A 16287-nucleotide genomic window follows, 5' to 3' on the forward strand; every position below is an offset into this window, starting at 1 on the left:
CGTGCACATCCAGGCCCGCCGGATCGCCACTCTCCACGCGGCCTTCCAGGCGCACCCGGAACGGTTCCGCGGCCGGCGACCCTACCCGCCGGCACTACCGACCAAGGTGTGGATCAACCAGCCACCCGTGGCCGCCGAGATTGACACCTCACCACAAAGTGCGCAAGTAGCCTGATGTCTCACTGGGTTTGACAGGTTCCGACTGGTCTTTGCGCTTAAGGATCTCGGTCGAGCAGCTTTCAAGGACGAACTTGGGTCCGTGCCGGGGCATCGCGGTTCTAACCAGCTCACCACAGGCGATCTCAAGCCGATCACGTGACTGGCGAGTGATCAGCGCCCAGGGCGGGATGAGGACCTGCTGGCCCGGCGTCAATCTCAGCTGCAGCTGAGGAAGCACCAGTGACATGGAGCCGCCTCGCCGTTCGAGGCTCAGGCGGAAGATCGATCATGGTCCACGGTTGGTCCACAGTCAGCGAGCTACAACGAGAACGGGCGGGACTCCGTGAGACTGGAAGCCCGCCCGTTCTACAATGTTTGCCCTGATCAGCGACCCAAACCGCTGATCAAGATCGAGTGCCCCCTGTAGGATTCGAACCTACGCACCCGGCTCCGGAGGCCGGTGCTCTATCCCCTGAGCTAAGGGGGCTCAACGAGAACCAAGGCTACCAGTATCCCGCACCCACTCCGCACCAGATAACCGTCCGCCAACACATCCACAGAAAACCCCACGTGACCGCCCCGCTACCGCTAGCTTGACCGCCGTGGGTGACGTTCTTGGCAAAGTTCTGGTCGTAGACGATGACGAGGTCATTCGTCAGCTCATCGCCGTCAATCTCAACCTTGAGGGGTTCGAGGTGGAGACGGCCACCGATGGGCAGGATTGCCTGGATCGGGTGCTGGAGGTGCGGCCGGATCTGATCACGCTCGACGTGATGATGCCGATGCTCGACGGGTGGACGACGGCGGCACGGCTGCGGAACGACGAGGCGACGCGGCACATCAAGGTGGTGCTGATCACGGCCAGGGCGCAGGACGACGACAAGCGCCGGGGCAGGGAGATCGGGGTCGACGCCTATCTGACGAAGCCGTTCGATCCGGCCGAGCTGATCCAGGTGGTGCGGGACCTCGTCACGGGATGAGGCCGTCGCGGCGGGCGATGGCCGCGGCCTGGGTGCGGGTGGAGACGTCGAGTTTGGCGAGGATGTTGGAGACGTGGACGCTGACCGTCTTCTGCGCGATGAAAAGGCGGCCGGCGATCTCCTTGTTGGTCAGCCCTTCGGCGACGAGACCGAGCACCTCCTGCTCGCGGGCGGTGAGCAGGCCGTCCGTGCCTCCGCCGCCGAAGCGGGCGCGGCGGGCGAGGTCGGCGAGGGCGCGGCGCAACGGTTCGGCGCGCAGGCGGGTGGCGGTCGCGTCGGCTCGGGACCATTCGGCCTCGGCGGCAGTGCGGTCGCCTGAGGCGAGGAGTGCTTCGGCGAGGCGCCAGCGGGCGCGGGCCTCCTCGTAGGGGAAGAAGGAGAAGGCGCCGGCGACCTGGCGCCACAGCTCGGGGTCGGAGCGGCCGTGGACGCGGTGCCATTCGGCCTCGGCGCGCAGCGCCCACGCCTGGCCCTCGGGGCCCATCTGGACGCGTTCGCCGACGATGCCGGACTCGGCGGCGTGGCGGGCGGTGGCGAGGAGGTCGTCGGCGCCGTCGGTGGTGCCGAGCTCGGCGAGGGCCCAGAGGCCGACGGCGGCGATGCGGATGCTGGCGGCGTCGCCGGCGACCAGGGCGCCGAGGGCGGCGCGCACGTGGTCGAGGGCGGTGGCCGGGTCGCCCTTCCAGAGGGCGTGCTCGGCGGCGAGGCCGCGGAACATGTAGGCGATGAACTGGTCGTGCCGGAACGGGCTCAGCCACTCCAGGCGGCTCTCCACGGCGGGGCTGCCTCGGCCTACCTCGATGAACAGGGCGAACGACGAGAGCGTGGCCTCCGGGATGGTGCCGACGCGGGCGGCGAAGCCGGACGCGACCGCCTCGGCCTGGTCCCAGTCGCCGGAGGCGTAGTGGATGAGGAAGCGGAGGAAGCGCAGCTCGGTGCCGTAGGTGCTCCAGTTGAGGCCGGTCTCGTAGGCGAGGCGGATGCCGGCGTCGGCGACCTCGGCCGCCTGGGCCATGAGGCCCTGGTCGTAGTGGATGCGGGCGTGGTGGAAGCGGGCGCGCAGGTCCATCGCCAGATCGCCGGTGCGCTCGGTGGTGACGAGCCGCACGAGGTCGTGGGCCTTGGTCAGGCCGTGGTGGAGCTCGGTGTAGAGGGCGAGGATGAGCTGGGCGCTCGTCTCGGCGTCCTTTGCGCCGGCGCGGCGGGCGGTGTCGAGGGCGCGGTGGGCGAGCTCTTCGACCTCGGCGTGGCGTGGGGTCCACATGAGGGCGCGGGCGTGCGTGGCCAGGGCTCTGGCCAGCGAGACCTGGTCGGACGCGGTCGCGACCGCGTGTTCGGCGGCCACCACGGCGGCGTCGAGGTGGTCGATCTCGGCGAGGTAGTAGGCGAGCCGTTCGCTCACCTCGGAGGTCTGCGGCAGGGCGCGCAGGGCGGTGACGGCGCGGTGGTTGTCGCCGCTGTCGGCGGCGGCGACGGCGCTGCGGAAGGCGATCGTCTCGCGGGTCTCGCCGGCCAGCTCCTCGGCGCGGTCGACGCGGTCCCACAGGCCGAGCGCGCGGTCGTAGTGGTTGTGGGCCTCGGCGGGGGCGCCCAGGCGCTCGGCCTGGCGGCCGGCTTCGGCGGAGGCGGCCAGCGCGCCGGCCAGGTCGTGGCCGGCGAGGTGGTGGTGGGCCAGCTCGGCGGGCGAGGTGAGCAGGCGGGCGAAGGCGGCGTGGAGCCGGGTGCGCTCGCCGGGCAGCAGGTCGTTGTAGACCGCCTCCTGCAGCAGGGCGTGGCGGAAGGCGTAACCCTGGCCGTGGACGCGGAGCAGCCCGCGCGAGACGATCTCCCGCACCGCCTCCTCGAACTCCGGCAGCGGCAGCCCGGAGACCTCGCGCAGCAGCTCGTCCTCGACGCGGCGACCGGCGACGGCGGCGGCGCGCAGCACCCGCTGGCCGGGCTCGGAGAGCACCTCGACCCGGGACATGAGCAGGCTGGCCAGGCCGTCGGGCAGGTCGTCACCCTCGGCCAGGGCGGCGAACAGCTCCTCGGCGTAGAACGGGTTGCCGTCGGCGCGGGTGATGATCAGGCCGAGGTCGCGGGCGGCGACGGAGCCGAGCGTGGACACGTAGTCGGACATCTCGCCGGTGCCGAGCGGGCCCAGCTCGACGCTGGTGACGGTCGGCAGGCGCTTGAGCTCGGCCAGGACCGAGCGGAGCGGGTGGCGGCGGTGGATGTCGTCGGTGCGGTAGGTGCCGGCGACGCAGACCCGCTCGGTCTGCACCATGCGGCTGAGGAACACGAGCAGGTCGCGGGTGGACCGGTCGGCCCAGTGGAGGTCCTCGATCACGAACAGCACCGGCTGGACCTCGTTGAGCAGGCCGAGCAGCGAGCCGAACAGCCGCTGCTGGGTGAGGCCGGCCTGCGGGGCGGTCTCGGTGCCGGGCAGGAGCTGGCCGAGCAGCGGGTGGGCGGCGGCGGCCGCGGCCACCGCGGGCTCGGCGCCGCGCAGGGCGTCGGCCAGCGGAAGGTAGGGCAGCGTGTCGCCGAGCTCGGCGCACTGGCCGACGAGCACGCGGAAGCCGCGCTCGCGGGCCTCGGCCACCAGCTCGGTGGTGAGGCGGGTCTTGCCGATGCCGGCGTCGCCGCCGACGAGCGCGACCCCGGCGGTGCCGGCCGCGGCCGCTTCGAGCACGCGGACGAGCCGGGAAAGCTCGGTCGCTCGCCCGACGAGAGAACCGTTCACGCCGTCACTATGCCATGCGGGGCCGACAATCGATTGGCCCACCTCAAGCGGGGCGGATTGGCCCTTATATGGGGACCAAACGTGCTCGTACAGTCAGCGCATGGTCTCCCTCACGACGTTCCTGCTGTTCGCCACCGCTTCGCTCACCCTGGTGCTGGTCCCGGGGCCCAACCACCTCTACATCACCGCCAGGGGGCTGGCCCAGGGCCGGTCGGCGGGGCTGGCGAGCGCGCTCGGGGTGGAGGCGGGCACGCTGGTGCACATCGCCGCGGCGGCGCTGGGGCTGTCGTACGTGATCGCGCAGTCGGCGACGCTGTTCGCGATCGTGAAGTGGGCGGGCGTCGCTTACCTCGTCTATCTGGCGATCAGGGCGTTCACCGCGAAGGACGACGAGACGGCGCAGGAGCCGCCCCGGCAGCCGCTGCGGCAGGTGTTCCTGGAGGGCGTGCTGGTCAACGTGCTGAACCCCAAGGTGACGCTGTTCTTCCTGGCGTTCCTGCCGCAGTTCGTGGACCCGTCGGCGGGGTCGCCGGCGCTGCAGGTGGTGGTGCTCGGCCTCACGCTGCTGATGCTCGGGCTGATCTCGGACGTCGTGTACGCGGTCGCGGCGGGCGCTCTGGGCGGCCGGCTCGCCCGCAGGGCCAGGACCTTGAGGTACGTGAGCGGTGTCGTCTATCTCGGTCTGGGCGTGGCCACCGCGTTCGCCGGGAGAAAATGATCGCATGGCGCCGAGGAAGCAGCAGGAGATCTTCGACGCGACGCTGCGTCTGGTGGCCGAGAAGGGCTACGCGGGGCTGACGGTCGAGGGCGTGGCGGAGCGGTCCGGGGTGAACAAGACGACGATCTACCGGTGGTGGCCGTCGAAGGCGGCGCTGCTGGGCGCGGCGCTGGTCGAGGCCGACCTGCTGGGGTTCACGGCGCCCGACACGGGGAGCCTGCGCGGCGACCTGGTCGCGCTGGTGGAGGGGGTGGTGCGGCTCCTGTCGGAGCCGCCGGCCGCGGATGTCGCGGTGGCCGCGCTGGGCGCGGCGGTGGAGCATCCGGAGCTGGACGCACGGCGGTTCTTCGCCGACCGGTTCGCCAGGGAACGCGAGATCTTCGAGCGTGCGGTACGGCGGGGCGAGCTGAAGGAGTCGGTCGACCCGATGCTCGTGGTCGACCTGCTGGCCGGGGCGGTGTGGATCAGGTCGGTGTTCCGAGGGGTGCCCCTGCCTGACGGGTTCGCGCGGGACGCGGTCGCGGCGGTGCTGGACGGGGTCGGCTGAAGGCCGCGTACGACGGGAGCGTGCCGTACGTCAGGTCAGCGGATCTCCGAGAGGGCGGCCGGGATGCGGTCGAGCACCGGGTGCGGCATGAGGCCGTAGGCGTAGAAGTCGACCGCCGACGCGCCCGCCGCCTTGGCCGCGCGGGCCTTGGCGACCAGCCGGTCGGCGGAGTCGGTGTCGGGGTAGCCGGGCCGCAGCACCGCGCGCACCTCGCGGTCCTTGCCGACCGAGCGCAGGTAGGCGCCGACGTCGTCGGCCACCCTGGCGGCGTCGCGCGCGTACGCGAGCACGGCGAAGGCGGGCACCAGGTCGCCGAGCGCCACCAGGTCGACGCCGAGCTGCCAGGCGTCGTGGGCGGCCAGCCCGGGGGTGGGCAGCCCGTCGCGGTAGCCCTTGACGCCGCCGGTCGCGTCGGCGAACACCAGTCTCGACCCCTCGTCGCCGACGGCCGACGCCACTTCGGAGACGAGCGTGGTGACGGTCTCGGAGCGGGCGCGGGCGTAGGCGACGACGTCGGGTCCGGCGTACGCGGTGAGCGCGGCCCTGGTCACCTCGCCCTGCGCGGGCGGGTCCCCGTTGAGCACGCCGCCGAGGATCCTCGCGCACTCCTCGCGCGCCACCTCGGCGTCCACGCCCAGATCGGCGGCGCGGCGCATGCAGTAGTCGCAGAAGCAGAGCCCGAACATGTAGGCGTCCATCGGCCCGAGCGGCACGAACGAGCGCTCCGCCCGCAGCGGCCTGAAGTGCAGCGACTCGGCCACCACGGAGTCGACGCCGAGCCTGGCCACCGCCCTGGCGAGGGCGACGGCGTACGCGCGCGCGTCAGGATGGGCGGGGCACAGGTCGGCGGGCGAGCCGCGGTCGCCGAAGCAGTCGCGCACGGTCACGTCGGGGTGCGCCTCGCCGAGCGTGGCGTTGCGCAGGAACACGGTCCAGCCGTGCAGCCGCAGGCCGCGCTCGCCGCACGCCTCGCGCAGCCCGTCGAAGGCGTCCTGGTGTCCGGCCGGCGGCCGCAGCCGCAGGCCGGAGAACAGGTCACCGGGCGGGGTGAAGTGCGCCCCGTCGCGGCGCACGGTCAGCCGGGACAGCCCGTGCGGGGTGATGTCGCGGGCGGCGTGGTGGACGGCGCCGACCGTGACGCCGGCCGCGCCGTACCCGCTGATCCTGTCGAGCACCCGCTCGACGCCCTCGCCGCGCAGGTCCTCGACGAAGGCGAACACCGAACTGTCCACGACGGGCGTCCCTCAGGCGCTCTTGTGCGCGACGAAGTCGATCTCCACCAGGATGTCGAGCAGCTGCGACCCGACGGTGGTGCGTACGGGGTAGGGCTGGGTGAAGTAGGACTGGTAGACCTCGTTGTAGGCGGCGAAGTCGCGCTTGAGGTGCTGGAGGTGGACGGTCGCCTTGACGACGTCGTCGAAGCCGAGGCCGTGGGCGGCCAGGATGGCGCCGAGGTTGCGCATCACCTGGTGGGTCTGGGTGACGATGTCGTCGCCTGCGAGCTCGCCGGTCTGCGGGTCGAGCGGGCCCATGCCGGAGGTGTAGACGAAGTCGCCCACGACGAGCCCCTGCGAGTAGGCGCCGATGGGGGCGGCGCCCTCGGTCGTTCTCAGCTCTTTCTTCACGGCTGCTCCTGGAAACGGGTGGTGATGGTGCCGGCAACCCGGTAGTCGCCGTCGACCAGGGGCAGCTCGCGCCACTTGTCGAAGGCGGTGCACGGGTGGGAGATGCCGAACGCGAGCAGGTCGCCGGGCTTGAGCCCGTCGGCGCGCACGATCGTGTGCTGGTCCTGCATCTTGACGACGGTGACGCCGCCTCGCCTGGGCACGGGCAGCCCCTCGTCGTACGGGGCGTCGCGCTTGCCCATGCCCACCACCGCGAGGCCGGGTTCGGGGGTCGACAGGACGTGCGCCCACACCTCCAGTGCGGGGCGCAGCTCGCCGTCGATCCGGTTGTACGGGGTGCGCTCGCGGTAGTAGCCGTCGTCGTGGGTGACGTAGGCGCCGCTGCGCAGGATGACCTTGGCATGGGTGGCGACCAGGTGGCGGCCGATCACGTCGAACCACTGGCTGCCGCCGACGGTGAGGATGGGGGTGCGGATGCGGAGGTGTTCGACGGCCTCCTGCAACAGATCCAGATATTTCCGGACTTCTTGCGCCGTGCCGAGCGATCCCTCGTACCCGGCGACCCCGACCAGCTCGACCCCGTCGGTCCGCTGGACGTGCGCGGCCAGCGCCAGCAGGTCGTCGAGCGTACGGCACCCCGCCCTGCCGCCCGGGTGGCCCAGCTCGGCCAGCACCTGGAACGGCCGCGAGCCGGCGGCGGCGGCCAGGAGGTCGGCTCCCGCCGGGGAGTCGACGAAGGACATCAGCGTGAAATCGGGGTCGGCGTCGAGCTCGGCGGCCGCCCAGCGCAGCCCGGCGGGGTCCACGACCTGGTTGGCGACCATGATCCGGCTGACCCCGAACCCGCGCACCGTCCGCGCCTGCGCGGGCGTGGCCACGGTCAGCCCCCACGCGCCGGCGTCGAGCTGGCGGGCGGAGATCTCGGGTGACATGTGGGTCTTGGCGTGCGGGGCGAGCTCCATGCCGTGGTCGCGGGCGAAGGCGGCCATGGTGGCGATGTTGTGGTGCAGCGCGTCGCGGTGCACGACCATCAGAGGGAAGCCCAGCTCCCCGCCGAACACCGAACGCCCCAGCATCTCCGGCACGCACTCCCCCTCTGCCCGGTTCTGACCTTATCCTGCGGATCTTGGCCGGAGGGCCCTGCCGGGAGTGGCCCCGGTCAGCTCGCCGTCCGCCAGCACCCGCTCCCCCGACACCAGCACGTCGCCGATCCCGGCGGCGAACGTGCGCGGCGCCTCGTACGTGGCTCTGTCGGCGACGGTGCGCGGGTCCAGCACCACCACGTCGGCGGCGAACCCGGGACGCAGCAGCCCCCGGTCCGCCAGCCCGAACCGCCGCGCCGGGTGGGACGACAGGTGGACCACGGCCTGCTCCCACGTCCAGTCGCCGAGCTCGCGGACATGACGGCCGAGGAAGCGGGCGAACGCCCCGAAGCCGCGCGGGTGCGGGTGGCCGCCCACGTAGATGCCGTCGGAGCCGCCGGTGTGCGACGGGTGGCGCAGCACGCGGCGCACCGACTCCTCCCCCGCCGGGCCCTCGTCGGGGCGGGCCGACACGCAGCCGGCCTCCAGGCGGGTCTCGACGAGCAGGCGGCGGCAGAACTCGGCCGGCTCCACCCCCGCGCGCTCCGCCGCGGCGACCATGGTCATGCCCTCGGACCATTCCAGGCCGGGCGCGTGCGAGACGGTCAGCCGCGGCCAGGTCCGCTCCAGCTCCGGCCACCAGGAGTCGAGCTCGCCGGAGCGGAGCATCTCCAGGGCCCTCTCGGTGTCGGCGGCGGGCACCTGGGGCGGCAGCGCCACCATGGCGAGGATCGTGCTGCTGCGCAGGTAGGGGTAGGTGTCGAAGGTGAGGTCGACGCTCCCGGCCTGCGCCCGGTCGAGCAGCGGCAGCAGCAGGTCGGCCGGGCCGTGCAGGTGGGAGACGTGCACGGCCGCGCCGGACCGGGTGGCGATCTCCACCACCTCACTGATGCCGGTCTCGGCCCTGGCGCCGTAGGCGCGCATGTGGGTGACGTACGGGAGACCGCCGAGCGGGCGGCAGAGCTCGGCCAGCTCGTCGGCGCCCGCGTAACGTCCCGGCAGGTACTCCAGGCCGCTCGACAGCCCCACGGCGCCCTCGGACAGGCCGCGCTCGACGGCCGCCAGCATGAGCGCCAGGTCGTCGCGGGAGGCGTGGGCGGGCGAGGCGCCCATCACGTCGTAGCGGATCGTGCCGTGCGGCAGCAGGTAGGCGGTGTTCAGCGCGACCGCGCGGTCGTAGCCGCCGAGCAGCTCGGCCACGGTCAGCGGGCCCTCGCCGAGCGGACCGTTCACGGCCGCGAAGTAGCGGGACGCGTACGCCACGGTCTCGGCCGAGCCGGGCGCGAACGACAGCCCGTCCTGGCCGAGCACGAACGTGGTCACGCCCTGCCGGAGCGCCGCGAGCTGCACCGACCGGTCGAACACCACCGCGTCGCCGTGCACGTGGCAGTCGACGAACCCAGGAGCCACCAGCCGCCCGGCCGCGTCGATCTCGGCGGCCGCCCCGGCGCCGTCGAGCCGGCCGACCGCCGTGACCCGGTCACCGGTGATCCCCACGTCCGCCCGGTACGGGGGAGCCCCGGTGCCGTCGAGCACCCGCCCGCCGCTGATGACTACGTCGAACATCACCCCAAGATTCAACCACCAGGAGCCTGTACGAAACACGACCCGTCAGAACGCGTCAGCGTCGGGTCCGAGAGATCCTTGCCGATGATCGGGCGTTCGGCGAGGAGGGCGCGGGCCGCGGTCCTGTCCAGGTTCCAGCCGTTCCATGAGTCGGGCCGGTCCAGCCCGTTCGCCGCCACGACGTCGGCCAGCACGCAGCTGCGCAGCGGCTCCGGCAGCCGGTCCAGCGCCGGGACCGCCTCGGCCCCGAGGTCGCCGAGGTAGTCCGAGTCCAGCTTCTGCACGCCGCGCACCGCCACCTGGGACTCCGCCACCCGCAGGTCCGGGTTCACCACCGCGAAGGCGCCCAGGGCCAGCCCGGTCACCAGGACGATGGTGCGCGGCAGCCACCCCGAGCCGCGGCCGGCGAGCCGCCCCGCCCCGGCCAGCAGCACCAGCGCGAACAGCGCCCCCAGCCAGTAGACCGTCGCCTCCACCGACAGCCGCAGCCGGGACAGCCCGTACGCGTCCGTATAGAGGTCCATCCGGTGCAGCGCGGAGAACAGCACCACCATGGTCAGCCCGCAGAGCACGCCGAGCTGCCCGGCGAGCACCCACCGCTCCCGCCGCTCGGTCTTGATCACGCCGGCGGCCACCGCGACGATGCCCAGCACGGCCAGGCTGACCACGACGAGCTGGAAGAAGCCCTGCCTGGCGTACTCGGCGTAGGTGAGGCCCGCCGTCTTCAGCACCCACGCGTCGCCGCCGAACAGTGCGGTGATCTGCACCGCGACGAACGCCGCGAACAGCAGGTTGACCGCGGTGAGCGGCACCAGCCAGATGGACCTGCTCACCGGCATCTTGATGTCCGGGCCCACCGGGTCGGCGACCGGCCGGAGCGCCACCAGCACCACCGCCGCCAGCAGCGCCGCGAACACGGCGAACAGCACGATCCGCGCCGGCAGCGACTCCGCCCAGTCGGGCGTGGTGGTCAGCCGCTCCACGTAGGAGGCGAACACCGGGTCGGCCGAGGAGAACAGGAGCCCGAACACCACCAGCAGCACCGCCGTGATGCCGAGCCCGATCAGCGTCGGCAGGATCCGCCGCCTGGCCGCCAGGCCCTTCAGCGGCGCGGCCAGGAACCAGGGCAGCGGGCCGAACGCGAGCAGGATGGAGGCGCCTCCCCTGATGACGCCCAGCCATCCGAGCCCCGCGCCCGACACGGCCAGCGCGGCCAGCCCCGCCCCCGCCAGGAGCAGGATCGTCACCAGCCAGCCGGCGTCCCTGACGGCCGCCATCGCGATCAGCCAGTACGAGGTGAGTCCGAACGCGATCGTCCACGGCGTCATCCGCCGTACGACGGCCGGGAGCGCGGCGGCCCCGAGCACCACGCACACCAGCACGATCCCCAGCCCGATCTGGGCATCGGGCAGCGCGATCGCCGCGAACACCCCCGCCCCTCCGGCCGTGGGCAACAGCCAGCGAGGCGTCTCGGGCAGCTCCGGCCGCGGGAAAAGCGGCGGCGGCGTATAAACCGGCGGCGGCCCGTACGTACCGCCCGATCCCAGCCCGTACTGACCCGCGGATCCGGATCCGTGCTGCCCTACGGACCTCGCCCCATGCTGCCCTGCGGATCCCGATCCGTACTGTCCTGCGGACCCCGATCCGTACTGTCCTACGGACCTCGCCCCATGCTGTCCTGCGGACCCCGATCCGTACTGTCCTGCGGACCCCGATCCGTGCTGCCCTGCGGACCCCGATCCGTGCTGCCCTGCGGACCCTGGGTCGTGCTGTCCAGCGGACCCCGGCCCGCCTGGTGGCACCTGTCCGCTTGAACTGACCGGGCCGTACCCCTGCACACCCGCACCGGCTGCCGCGTACGTCTGCCCGCCCGTACCCGCTTGCGCACGCCTGCCCAGCCCGGCCTCCCCGCCCGGACCAGCCGATCCGTACGCCTGCGCGACCGGCCCGTACGTCGCGACCAGGTGAGCGTGCTCGGCGGCGCGGCGGGCCGCGTTGGCGCCCAGCGACGCTCCGATGGCCCCGAACAACGCGGTCACGCACACGAGCGTGACCACCGCGGCCGAGTCCCCGAAGATCACGCTCGCGAAAGCGGCGGCGAGCAACCCGGCCACGAACCCCACGGCCAGCCCGACGATCCCCCCAGCCGCGATCTTGACCAGCCCCTTGATCGGCGAGTCATCCCCCGGCACCGGAGGCACGCCGCCCACCACCCCGGAGCCACCCCGCCCCACTGAAGAAAGCCCCGGATCCCCACCGATACCCACCACGTCACCCCGCCCGGCCCCCACCCGCACGGCGGCCGCAGAGCCCACACCCAGAGGGTCGCCCCCAGCACCCGCGAGCGCGGAACCGGCCCGTGAAGCATCGCCGCCCACCGGCACGGAGCCGACCCGCCCGGACGACGCGTGCGCGAGATCGGACCCGGCACGCGACGCGTCAGACCGTCCGGAGTCACCCAGCACGGAACCCGCCCCAGCAGGGCCGGGCCGCCCGGAACTCGCCGAGTCCTCCTGCCCGGCCTCCACCGCGAGCGCATCAACGCCCCCCGAACGCGCCGCCATGGCGCCGACCGACCCGGACGCGTGCGCGAGACCGGACCCGGCACGCGACGCGTCAGACCGCCCCGAGCCGACGTGCTCCGAACCGGCCCCCGTGGGCGGCGCGGGGTCGGCATCCGAAGCCTCGGCACGTCCAGCGGTCGTGAGCGTGGAGTCGACGCGCAGGGCATCGATGCCGCCGGAACTCGCAGGCACGGCCCGAGCCGACACAGCGCCAGCCGGTTCGGGGTTGGCGGCTGCATCTGCCGGAGAGGTGGGGGCGGATGCCGTGATGGGGGAAGGCGCGGGATCTTGGGAACGTGGCGGGCGGGCCTCTTCGGGCGCCATCGCAGTCCTCCCTGGTAGGTCGACGAGCATGCGGCATCCCGCGCAGTCGTCGATGCGGATCGAACCGCCGTGCAGTTCGACGATCTCCTTGACGATGGCCAGGCCCAGCCCGGCGCCCCCGCCGTCGGCGGTGCGCCCCGCGTCGAGCCTGGAGAAGCGTTCGAAGACGCGCGCCCTGGCCGGCGCCGGGATGCCCGGCCCCCGGTCGGCGACGGAGAGACACACCCCGGCCCCGGAAGGCGAGGCGGTCACGGTGACCGTGCCGTCCGGCGGGCTGTGCCGTACGGCGTTGTCGAGCAGGTTGGCCAGGACCTGCGCCAGCAGGTCGGGGTCGGCGAGGACCACGAGCCCGGCGGGGACCGAGGTGGCGAGCCGGACGTCCTCGCGCGCCAGCGCCGCCTCCAGGACGGCCTGCTCCACCAGGGGCCGGAGCTCGACCGCCTCCGGTTCGATGAGCCGCGCGCCGGAGTCGAGCCGGGACAGGTCGAGGAGCTGGGCGACCAGCCGGCCGAGCCGTTCCGTCTGGGCGAGCGCGGTGCGCATGGTGACGGGGTCGGGCGCGGACACGCCGTCCACGACGTTCTCCAGGACGGCGCGCAGGCCGGTGATGGGCGTGCGCAGCTCGTGGCTGACGTTGGCGACCAGCTCGCGGCGCTGCCGGTCGACCTCGCCGAGGTCGGCGGCCATCGCGTTGAAGGCCCGCGCCAGCTCGCCCACCTCGTCGCGCGAGGTGGCCTGGACGCGCAGCGAGTAGCGGCCCTTGGCGATGGTCTGGGCGGCCCTGGCCATCTCGCGCAGCGGCCTGGTCATGCCCATGGCGAGCAGTTGCACCATGATGAGGGCGAGCGCCACGGCCACGCCGATGCGCACCTCGCGCGAGAGCCCCGAGTTGATGCCGACCTCGTTCACCACGAACGCGGTGGCGACGGCCAGCACGATGACGATGCCGAGCTTGACCTTGATCCGGCCCAGGAAGTCGAGCGGTCTCATGGCCGCACCAGCGCGTAGCCGACGCCGTGCACGGTGCGGACCACGTCGGAGCCGAGCTTGCGGCGCAGCGCCCGCACGTGGCTGTCGACCGTCCGGGTGGCGGCCGCCTCGGAGAACCCCCACACGTCCGACAGCAGCCGCTCCCGCTCGAACACCTGGCCCGGCCGCTCGGCGAGGCGGCGCAGCAGGTCGAACTCGGTGCGGGTGAGCTGGGCCTCGGCACCGCGGACGAAGACCCGGCGGGCGGCGGTGTCGATGCGCACCTCCCCCACCTTGATCACGGTGTCCTCGGCGGCGAGCTGTCCGGCCCGTTCCACCCGGCGCAGCAGCGCGTGGATCCTGGCCACCAGCTCGCGCATGCTGAACGGCTTGGCCAGGTAGTCGTCGGCGCCCACGCCCAGCCCGACCAGCACGTCGGTCTCCTCGCCGAGCGCGGTCAGCATGAGGACCGGCACCGGCCGGGCGGCCTGCATCCTGCGGCACACCTCCAGCCCGTCGAGCCCCGGCAGCAGCCGGTCCAGGATCACCAGGTCGGGCTCGGCCCGGTCGAACTCGGCGAGCCCGGTCTGCCCGTCGGCGGCCGTCCTGACCTGGAACCCCTCGGCGGCCAGCCGGTCGCGCACGGCCAGCGCGATCGTCTGGTCGTCTTCCACCACGAGAATGCGTCGCCGCTGCGTCACAATCGAGAGCCTAGAAGCGGGGTGTGCAGACGGCACTCCCCAATTCGTGCACATCCGGTGCAGACTTGGGCAGTGGACATCCCTGGATACTTGCGCCGTCTCGGCCTGCCCGAACTGGAGCACGCCGCGCCCTCCGCCGCCGCCCTGCGCGCCCTGCACACCGCGCACGTGGAACGGGTCGCGTACGAGGTGCTGGAGATCTGGCTGGGCAGGCCCACGACGGTGGATCCGCTGGAGTCGGCGGGCCGGATACTCGGCGGCCGTGGCGGCTACTGCTACCACCTGAACGGGGCGTTCTCCGAGCTGCTGGCGAAGCTCGGCTACGCGGTGACGCGGCACGTGGGCGGGGCGCAGGGCCGGGGCGAGGAGCCGGGGATCACCGGCAACCACCTGGTGCTGACCGTGTCAGGGCTGCCGGACGAGACCAACCCGGGTGGCGCGTGGCTGGCGGACGTCGGGCTGGGCGACGGGCTGCACGAGCCGCTCCCGCTGGTCTCCGGCGTCTACCGTCAGGGCCCGCACGAGTACGGGCTGCGCCCGTCGGACATGGCGCCCGGCGGGTGGCGGCTGGACCACGACCCGAGCGGCTCGTTCATCCGCATGGACTTCGGCATGGAACCGGCCGTGATGGCGGACTTCGCGGCCAAGCACGAGCACCTGACCACGTCGCCGGAGTCGGGGTTCGTGCGGGTCGCGGTGGTGCAGCGGCGGGACGCGCGGGGAATCGACAGCCTGCGCGGGCTGGTGCTGTCGCGGCTCGGCGTGGGGGCCGACAGGGTGACGCTGGACAGCGCCCGCGACTACTTCGCCGCGCTGGCCGACGTCTTCTCCCTGCCGCTGGAGGACGTGAGCGGCAGGGAGAAGGAGAAGCTGTGGGGCAGGTTGCACGCCGCGCATGAGGCGTGGCTTGCCTGACGGGGTACACAGCTCGTCGGGAGGCGTATCGCTGGTGCACGTGGCCATGGGAGACACCGGGAAGCTCGCGGGGCGTTATCGGCTGCTGAACCCCCTCGGCGGGGGCGAGCTGTTGCTGGCCTTCGACGAGGTGGAGCACCGTGACGTGGTGGTGCGGCGGCTGCGCGCCCCCGCCGGGAGCCTGGACACGGCGGTGCGGGAGGCGCGCCGGACGGTGGGGTTCGTGCATCCGGCGATCGCGCCGCTGCTCGACGTGCCGGTGGAGGACGGCGAGCCGTGGCTGGTGACGGCGTTCGCGGAGGGCTCGTCGCTGGAGCAGACGGTGCGCGGGCGGGGTCCGCTGCCGGTGCGGCAGACGGCCCGGGTGGGCGTGTACGTGCTGTCGGCGCTGACGGCGGCGCACGCGGCCGGGATCGTGCACGGGCGGGTGCAGCCGGGCAACGTGCTGCTGTCGCCGACCGGGCGGGCGTTGCTGACCGGGTTCGGGCTGCCCTCGATGGGGATGCGGCCGGGCGCCGATCTGTGGTCGCTGGCGGCCACGCTGCACTTCGCGGTCGAGGGCAGGCCGCCCGGCCAGGCGCCGGCCGAGGCCTCGGACCCGCTCCGGGCGCTGATCAGGGCGATGCTCACGCCGGCCGTGCCGCCGGTGGACGCGCTGGAGTGGACGCTGGGGCGGCTCGCGTCGGACCGCTCCCTGGAGCAGGTGGTCGCGGCCGACGGGCCGCTGCCGCCCGCGCGGGTGGCGGGCGTGGGGCTGGCGGTGCTCGACCGGCTCTCCGCGTGGCACGGGCGCGGCGAGCACCACGGCGGGGTGCAGCCGGGCACCGTGCTGATCGACGCCGAGGGCCGGGCCGCGCTGATCCCGCCGCCGGTGCCGGCGCCGCCGCCCGCCTACCTGCCGCCGGAGGGGGTGCCGGGTCCGGCGGGCGACCTGTGGGCGCTCGGGGCCACGTTGTTCCTGGCCGTGGAGGGCCGGCCGCCCGCTCCCGGCGCGTCGCTGCTGCGCGCGGGGCCGCTGGCGCCGTATCTGGTCGGATTGCTGTCAGGGCCGCCGGCCGGGCGGCCCACGCCGGAGGCGCTGCGGCGGCAGCTGCTCGACGTACTGGCCCGTTGCGATATATCGTGATCGGGGAACCCCGGCGGTGGGCTCGCTCGTTGTCCGCACGACGCAGAATGTGGGAGAGGCGGGGCGTGCGCTCCGCGTTCGGAGGATGTTGAGTATGTCGCCAATCCAGAAGTACGCCATCGGCGCCGGCGTGGCAGTCCTGTTCTCGTGGATCTTCCTTCCGGGCTGGCTGACCCTGCTCGTCGTCCTCGGCGTGGTCGCCGCCCCCGTGGTCGGCTACTTCATGCTCGACCCGTCGCAGCGCGAGCGGCTCAAGAGGGCCCGCCGGCGCGGCATCGGCCGCTGA

The 16287-nt window shown here is 73.2% G+C and carries 13 protein-coding genes and 1 tRNA gene; 6 read left to right on the plus strand and 8 right to left on the minus strand.

Annotation, left to right across the window (positions count from 1 at the left end):
* Positions 1–574: 574 nt before the first annotated feature.
* Positions 575–646: transfer RNA gene (locus KME79_RS05040), tRNA-Arg, on the minus strand.
* 115 nt (positions 647–761) lie between these two features.
* On the opposite strand from KME79_RS05040, the gene KME79_RS05045 reads away from it, so the two are divergent.
* Complete coding sequence (locus KME79_RS05045; RefSeq protein ID WP_148034913.1) at positions 762–1139, plus strand: response regulator transcription factor; 378 nt, start codon at positions 762–764, stop codon at positions 1137–1139.
* On the opposite strand, the gene KME79_RS46145 is transcribed toward KME79_RS05045, so the two are convergent.
* Positions 1129–3864, minus strand: coding sequence for a helix-turn-helix transcriptional regulator (locus KME79_RS46145; protein WP_219543494.1), 2736 nt, complete (start codon positions 3862–3864; stop codon positions 1129–1131). The two genes, KME79_RS05045 and KME79_RS46145, sit on opposite strands and share 11 nt — an antisense overlap.
* A gap of 100 nt (positions 3865–3964) precedes the next feature.
* Between KME79_RS46145 and KME79_RS05055 the strand changes: the two genes are divergently transcribed.
* Positions 3965–4582 carry a LysE family translocator gene (locus tag KME79_RS05055; RefSeq protein WP_219543495.1) on the plus strand — a complete coding sequence of 206 codons (618 nt, stop codon included), beginning with the start codon at positions 3965–3967 and terminating at the stop codon, positions 4580–4582.
* Between the two features lie 4 nt (positions 4583–4586).
* Positions 4587–5129, plus strand: a complete 543-nt coding sequence (locus tag KME79_RS05060; RefSeq protein WP_219543496.1) for a TetR/AcrR family transcriptional regulator — start codon at positions 4587–4589, stop codon at positions 5127–5129.
* A 35-nt stretch (positions 5130–5164) separates the two neighbouring features.
* Here the strand turns inward: KME79_RS05060 and KME79_RS05065 are convergent, their stop codons facing one another.
* The 6 genes from KME79_RS05065 to KME79_RS05095 are packed head-to-tail and all read right to left on the minus strand — an operon-like array spanning position 5165 to position 13960.
* Positions 5165–6361 carry a hypothetical protein gene (locus KME79_RS05065; protein ID WP_219543497.1) on the minus strand — a complete coding sequence of 399 codons (1197 nt, stop codon included), beginning with the start codon at positions 6359–6361 and terminating at the stop codon, positions 5165–5167.
* Between the two features lie 12 nt (positions 6362–6373).
* Positions 6374–6754, minus strand: coding sequence for a RidA family protein (locus tag KME79_RS05070; RefSeq protein WP_148034124.1), 381 nt, complete (start codon positions 6752–6754; stop codon positions 6374–6376).
* Entirely contained in the window at positions 6751–7830 is a 1080-nt protein-coding gene (locus KME79_RS05075; protein ID WP_219543682.1) for an alanine racemase, read from the minus strand. Before KME79_RS05075 ends, KME79_RS05070 begins: the two co-directional genes overlap by 4 nt.
* A 36-nt stretch (positions 7831–7866) precedes the next feature.
* Positions 7867–9402 carry an N-acyl-D-amino-acid deacylase family protein gene (locus KME79_RS05080; protein ID WP_246639332.1) on the minus strand — a complete coding sequence of 512 codons (1536 nt, stop codon included), beginning with the start codon at positions 9400–9402 and terminating at the stop codon, positions 7867–7869.
* A gap of 11 nt (positions 9403–9413) precedes the next feature.
* Positions 9414–13280: a DUF4153 domain-containing protein gene (locus KME79_RS05085; RefSeq protein WP_246639333.1), complete on the minus strand. Its 3867-nt coding sequence runs from the start codon at positions 13278–13280 to the stop codon at positions 9414–9416.
* Entirely contained in the window at positions 13277–13960 is a 684-nt protein-coding gene (locus tag KME79_RS05095; RefSeq protein ID WP_187281367.1) for a response regulator transcription factor, read from the minus strand. The genes KME79_RS05085 and KME79_RS05095 overlap by 4 nt, the downstream gene beginning before the upstream one ends.
* Positions 13961–14032: 72 nt before the next feature.
* On the opposite strand from KME79_RS05095, the gene KME79_RS05100 reads away from it, so the two are divergent.
* From KME79_RS05100 to KME79_RS05110, 3 genes are all read left to right on the plus strand, one after another.
* Positions 14033–14875 (plus strand): arylamine N-acetyltransferase family protein, encoded by an 843-nt coding sequence (locus KME79_RS05100; protein WP_308248793.1) that lies wholly within the window; start codon positions 14033–14035, stop codon positions 14873–14875.
* 46 nt (positions 14876–14921) lie between these two features.
* Entirely contained in the window at positions 14922–16001 is a 1080-nt protein-coding gene (locus KME79_RS05105) for a protein kinase domain-containing protein (RefSeq protein ID WP_219543499.1), read from the plus strand.
* A 94-nt stretch (positions 16002–16095) separates the two neighbouring features.
* Positions 16096–16287 (plus strand): tail-anchor membrane protein, encoded by a 192-nt coding sequence (locus KME79_RS05110; protein ID WP_148034129.1) that lies wholly within the window; start codon positions 16096–16098, stop codon positions 16285–16287.

The sequence above is a fragment of the Nonomuraea harbinensis genome (assembly GCF_019396385.1).
GTDB classification, from domain to species: Bacteria; Actinomycetota; Actinomycetes; order Streptosporangiales; family Streptosporangiaceae; genus Nonomuraea; species Nonomuraea ferruginea.

Excerpts from the sequence above, each read along its gene's own strand:
- KME79_RS05055 (WP_219543495.1), top strand. The coding sequence starts at position 3,965 with ATGGTCTCCCTCACGACGTTCCTGCTGTTCGCCACCGCTTCGCTCACC.
- KME79_RS05060 (WP_219543496.1), top strand. The coding sequence starts at position 4,587 with ATGGCGCCGAGGAAGCAGCAGGAGATCTTCGACGCGACGCTGCGTCTG.
- KME79_RS05075 (WP_219543682.1), bottom strand. The coding sequence starts at position 7,830 with ATGCTGGGGCGTTCGGTGTTCGGCGGGGAGCTGGGCTTCCCTCTGATG.
- KME79_RS05080 (WP_246639332.1), bottom strand. The coding sequence starts at position 9,402 with ATGTTCGACGTAGTCATCAGCGGCGGGCGGGTGCTCGACGGCACCGGG.
- KME79_RS05085 (WP_246639333.1), bottom strand. The coding sequence starts at position 13,280 with ATGAGACCGCTCGACTTCCTGGGCCGGATCAAGGTCAAGCTCGGCATC.
- KME79_RS05105 (WP_219543499.1), top strand. The coding sequence starts at position 14,922 with ATGGGAGACACCGGGAAGCTCGCGGGGCGTTATCGGCTGCTGAACCCC.
- KME79_RS05110 (WP_148034129.1), top strand. The coding sequence starts at position 16,096 with ATGTCGCCAATCCAGAAGTACGCCATCGGCGCCGGCGTGGCAGTCCTG.